At 74.2% G+C, this 4,682-nt stretch carries 5 protein-coding genes; 2 read left to right on the top strand and 3 right to left on the bottom strand.

The window, feature by feature from the left end; all coding sequences use genetic code 11:
* Window positions 1-233: 233 nt before the first annotated feature.
* Entirely contained in the window at window positions 234-1,340 is a 1,107-nt protein-coding gene (locus ACFWR9_RS15380; protein ID WP_383841281.1) for an ABC transporter substrate-binding protein, read from the bottom strand.
* A 254-nt stretch (window positions 1,341-1,594) separates the two neighbouring features.
* On the opposite strand from ACFWR9_RS15380, the gene ACFWR9_RS15375 reads away from it, so the two are divergent.
* Both ACFWR9_RS15375 and ACFWR9_RS15370 read left to right on the top strand, forming a co-directional pair.
* Complete coding sequence (locus tag ACFWR9_RS15375) at window positions 1,595-1,876, top strand: hypothetical protein (RefSeq protein WP_383841278.1); 282 nt, start codon at window positions 1,595-1,597, stop codon at window positions 1,874-1,876.
* Window positions 1,870-3,159 (top strand): hypothetical protein, encoded by a 1,290-nt coding sequence (locus ACFWR9_RS15370; protein WP_383841275.1) that lies wholly within the window; start codon window positions 1,870-1,872, stop codon window positions 3,157-3,159. Before ACFWR9_RS15375 ends, ACFWR9_RS15370 begins: the two co-directional genes overlap by 7 nt.
* Here the strand turns inward: ACFWR9_RS15370 and ACFWR9_RS15365 are convergent.
* Window positions 3,096-4,145, bottom strand: coding sequence for an ArsR/SmtB family transcription factor (locus tag ACFWR9_RS15365; RefSeq protein ID WP_383841271.1), 1,050 nt, complete (start codon window positions 4,143-4,145; stop codon window positions 3,096-3,098). The two genes, ACFWR9_RS15370 and ACFWR9_RS15365, sit on opposite strands and share 64 nt — an antisense overlap.
* A gap of 40 nt (window positions 4,146-4,185) precedes the next feature.
* On the bottom strand, window positions 4,186-4,626 hold the full coding sequence (locus tag ACFWR9_RS15360) for a hypothetical protein (RefSeq protein ID WP_383841314.1): 441 nt from the start codon (window positions 4,624-4,626) through the stop codon (window positions 4,186-4,188).
* Window positions 4,627-4,682 lie beyond the last annotated feature (56 nt).

Genomic DNA, 4,682 nt, shown 5'->3' with positions numbered 1-4,682 from the left:
GTCCAGTACGGCGAGCCTGCGCATCCGCTCGTCGTCGGCGTGCACCAGCAGCGCGGTGCGGCCCGCCCCCCCACCCGGCCCCGCCACACCCCAAACCCCCCCCGCCGCGGGCGGCCCCCGCGCCCCCCCCACCGCCCGGACCCCCCGCCCCCGGCCGCCACCCCCGGACGCCTCACGCCCCCCCCCCTCGCAGGGGGCGCCGTGACGCAGGGGCCGGCCTGCCCCGTGCGGGCTCAGCCGGTGTGCAGGACGCGGAAGCGGTCGGGGCGCGCCGGATCCCGGTCCACGACCTGGACCGGCGGCCAGACCCACTGCCAGACGCCGATGCCGGACGTGCGGGTGAACCGGATCCGCCCCCGGGTGCCTTCGACGTCGACCTGGGACCAGGACGCGGCGGTGTCCGCCGCCAGGTCCGTACCGTCCCTGCGCAGCACGTCGGCGAGGACGGCGACCGTGTCGTAGCCCTCGAAGGCGACGAAGGAGGGCGCTTCGTCGAGCCGTGCGCGAAGGGCCGCCTCGACCCGTGCGCCGAGCGGGCCGAACCGCTCGGGCAGGTAGCGCAGGAACGGGACTCCGGCACCGTCGGCGCCCAGCGCTCCGGCCCATTCGGCGAACTCCGGTTGCCCGGCGGGGGCACCGATCGTCAGCTCGGCCAGTCGCGGGTCGCGGCGCACGGACCTGACGACCGGTACGGCCGGATCCGGGTGGCCGACCAGGAGGAGAAGGGCCGTCGCGCCGTGGTCGGCGAGCGCGTCGCACAGGGCCGCGGGGGTGAGCGCGCTCATGTCGAGTTCGACGACGGTGCCACCGCGTGGAGCCAGGTGTTCCCGCAGCAGGCGGGTTCCGGATGCCCAGTAGACACTCGGCTGGGTCGCCACGGCGACGCGCTGGTGGCCCGCACCGAGCAGGAAGTCCGCGTAGATCCGCCAGCCGTGGGACTGCGCCGGCGCGAGCCGGGCGACCAGGTCCGTGGGCCGTTCGGTGAGCGTGTCGAGCACCGCCGACGAGCAGAGGTACGGCACGCCGAGGGCGTCGGCCGCGGAGGCGGCGGCACGGGCGACGACGCTGTGGTACTCACCCACCAGGGCGGCCACGCCCAGGCCGGCCAGCTCGTCCACGGCCCCCGCGGCCTTCCGCGGATCGGCCGCGGTGTCCCGGACCACCAGCTCCAGCGGTCTGCCCGCGATCCCGCCGCCGTCGTTGGCCTCGTGCACGGCCAGTTCGAGTCCGGCGAGCAGGTGGCGGCCCGCCTCGACCCAGCCGGGCCGGGTCAGCGGAACGAGTGCGCCGATCCGGAAGGTCGACCCGCCGGCCCGCGCTGCTTCGGATGGCGTGTTCACGCGACGACGTCTCCTCGGTTGATCGTGCCGGTCATTGCATCCGTCGCCACGTCCGGCGGGCAAACGAATATTCACGACTCCCGTCCGGAACCCGGAGGCGCATCGTCCCGACTCCTTTACCGGTACGGCCCGATCAGGCGGAAGCCGTACGACGTGATCGGGAGACGGGACAGCGCACATCGTCGGACACAGCGAGGTGCCCGGCAACGACCACACCGACCCCGGCCCGCACGGGGACTGGGTGGGCCTACTACATGACCCTGGTCCGCGGCGACGACGGCGGCACGGGCACTCCGTTCCCGACGTGGGGCACGGACGTGAGTGTCCGTCAGCAGCCCTCGACGGACTCCGCCCGGGTGGCGAGTCTGCCCGGACCGACGTCCGTCCGCGTGGCCTGCCAGGTCCACGGCGGGCTCGTCGAGTACGACGGCTACAGCAACGATGCCTGGTCGTACCTGCCCGACTACGGCGGATACGTGTCCAACATCTTCATCGACGTCGACGACGCCTGGCTCCCAGGAGTGCCCACATGCTGACCCCTCCCACCCCGCGCCCGGGTTCCGTCCCGCGCCGCAGACCGCGTTCCACGCGTGCCCTGACCGGCACCGTGTGCCTGCTCGCCCTCGCCGGCACGGCACTGGCCGCGGCTCCGGCCCCGGCCGCCGACGCGCCCTCCCCGCCCGCCTCGGAGTCCTGGCGCCCCGACCTGTCCCCGGCCGGCGGCGACGACGTCAACGTCCGGTACGGCGAGGGCGCCCTGCGGGTGCGGGACGGCTCCGTCAGCCCCGCCTCCCTGGGCCGCGACCGCGGCTACGCCTCCGCCGTACTGGAGACCCACCACGTGGCACGGCCGGTGAACCGGATCACCGTGGACCTCGACGCGACCGTGCCCGAGGCGGCGGACGTCGAGGTCGACGTGCGCGGACGGGCGGCCGACGGAACCTGGACCGAGTGGCAGCGCGCGGCGCCCGGCACCCCGGTGCGACTGCCGCGCGACGTCGTGGACGTCCAGGCCCGGCTCACCCTGTGGAACGCCAAGGGCGAGGCAACGGCCGCCGTACGGGCCCTGACCCTGACGGCGGACGACACGGGCGGCGACTCCGCCGGGTCCACGCCGACGGCCGCCTTCTCCGCCCGCGTCTACGCCACCCGCGAGGGCCTGGTCGGCCACACCACGGCCAACGGCCACGTCATCAAGGAGAACGACCACTTCGTGGCGCTCCCCTCACGAAGGGCCCTGTCTCCCAAGGGCAGCGGACAGTACTCGGTGCAGGTGTGCGGCCCCGCCCGCTGCGAGACGGCGCCGGTGTGGGACGTCGGCCCGTGGAACACGCACGACGACCACTGGAACCCCTTCACGCAGCGCGAGCAGTGGAAGGACCTGCCGCGCGGCCTTCCCGAGGCGCAGGCGGCGTACGAGGACGGCTACAACGGCGGCCGCGACGAGTCCGGCCGGCAGGTCGCCAACCCGGCCGGCATCGACCTGGCCGACGGCACCTTCTACAACGTCGGCCTCAACGACAACGGCTGGGTGACCGTCACCTACCTGTGGACCGACGCCGGCGGCGACACCACGTCGTTCCCGACATGGGGCACCGACGTGAGCATCCGTCAGCAGGCGACGACCGGCTCCACCCGGGTGGCGAGCCTGCCCGGACCGACAACCGTCCGGGTCCGCTGCCAGGTCCACGGTGAGCTGGTGAACTACGACGGCTACAGCAACGACGCCTGGTCCTACCTGCCCGACTACGGCGGCTACGTCTCCAACATCTTCATCGACGTCGCCGACTCCTGGCTCCCCGGCGTGCCCACCTGCTGAGCCGCCCCGTCCAGCAGCGCCGACCCCAGCGCGGTACGCCGGTGCAGCACCCGGTTGCCCTCGCGGCGGGTCGCCACCAGCCCCGCCTCACGCAGTACGGCGGCGTGGCGGCTCGCCGTGGACGGTGCCAGGCGCAGTGCCGCGGCGAGCGACGTCGTGGTCATCGGAGTCTCCAGCGACTCCAGCACCCGGGCCCGCGACGGGCCGGTCAGCTGGGCGACGGAGGGTTTCGCCGCACCGGCGCGCAGGCGGGGCAGCCGGCCCGGCGCCGGGCGCAGCGGGTGCACCAGCACCGGCGGCAGCGACTCGTCCACCAGGGCCAGCGGGGTCCGTACGCAGAAGAAGGCAGGCACCAGCGTCAGCGGGCGCCCGCCCAGCCTGAGCGACCGGGGTTCGGGGTAGGGGGCGGCGAGCCGGGTGCCGTCCTGCCGCCGGCCCGGCAGTTCCGTGTAGCTCGCGAGCAGGGCCTCGGCGCCACCGCTCAGCGCCGCCTCGGCACGCCGGGCGCGGTCCTCACCGGCCCGGGCGCGGATCACGGGCAGGTACGGCGCCACGGCCACGGCGTGATAGCGGCGCAGCGTGCCGCCCAGCCGGCGCAGCGCGGTGGCGTCCCCGGAAGCCACCCACCGCACAGTGCGCGGCACCGGGCCGCGCAGGTCCGCGCAGAGCCGGGTGAGTTCGGCGACCAGTCTGTTCCGGGGCGTCGAGCGCACCCGGTCCACGCCGTCCGCCAGGTCCAGGTCGCCGCGACCGGGCGTCAGGAAGTCCGGGAAGTACCCGGTGGGCGGGCACAGTCGCATCAACGCCCGTACGTCGTCGGCGAGTCCTGCATGGTGCAGCGCGCCGCGCACCTCGCGCCGCCAGGGATCGTAGGCCAGGGGCTCCTGGCCGTTCTGGAGCAGGTGGAGGCTCAGCGCAGTCTCCCACAGCGGATCGGCACCCCGGGCCACGCCCATCCGTGCCAACGCGCCTTCGTCGAAGTCCACTTGAAGCACTGCGCCTCCCCCTGCCGACCGCGGTCACGGCTCAGCAGCCGCCACAGTTGTAGTAGGTGACGTCCCAGTGATTGCCCTCGTCGGCGTAGACGTTGCCCGAACCGGACCGCCACTGCGGAGCGCCGTCGCCGCGCACGCCGATGTAGGCGAAGGAGTTCTTGATGTAGTTGCCGACACAGGTGTACTTGCTGAAGTCGAGCTTGTAGCCGTTCCAGTGCGAGTAGGTGCCGGAGGCGTGTCCGGTCTCGGTACCGCCGGTGATGTTCAGCGCGCACCCGCTGGCCCGCTTGAGGGTCTGCGCGCCCTGCGCGGTGGCGTGGTTGAGCTGGTCGAACGACGTACATGTGCCGTTGTTCCGGTTGGAGCAGTTGCCGGAGGACGACCAGGTGATGCCGACGTCGCGGAACATCGACGTGGCGGTGGCGTGGCTGATCTTCGTGGCCGCGAAGGCGGGGCGGGGGCGGGCGCGCACCTCCGCGCCCGGCGCGGGCCCCCCGGGGCGGGCCCCGGCGAGCGCCCGGGGCGCGC

This window comes from Streptomyces sp. NPDC058534 (assembly GCF_042717365.1).
Lineage (GTDB): Bacteria > Actinomycetota > Actinomycetes > Streptomycetales > Streptomycetaceae > Streptomyces.
The sequence above is the reverse complement of the archived record's forward strand: the minus strand, read 5'-3'. Positions and strand labels throughout refer to the sequence as shown.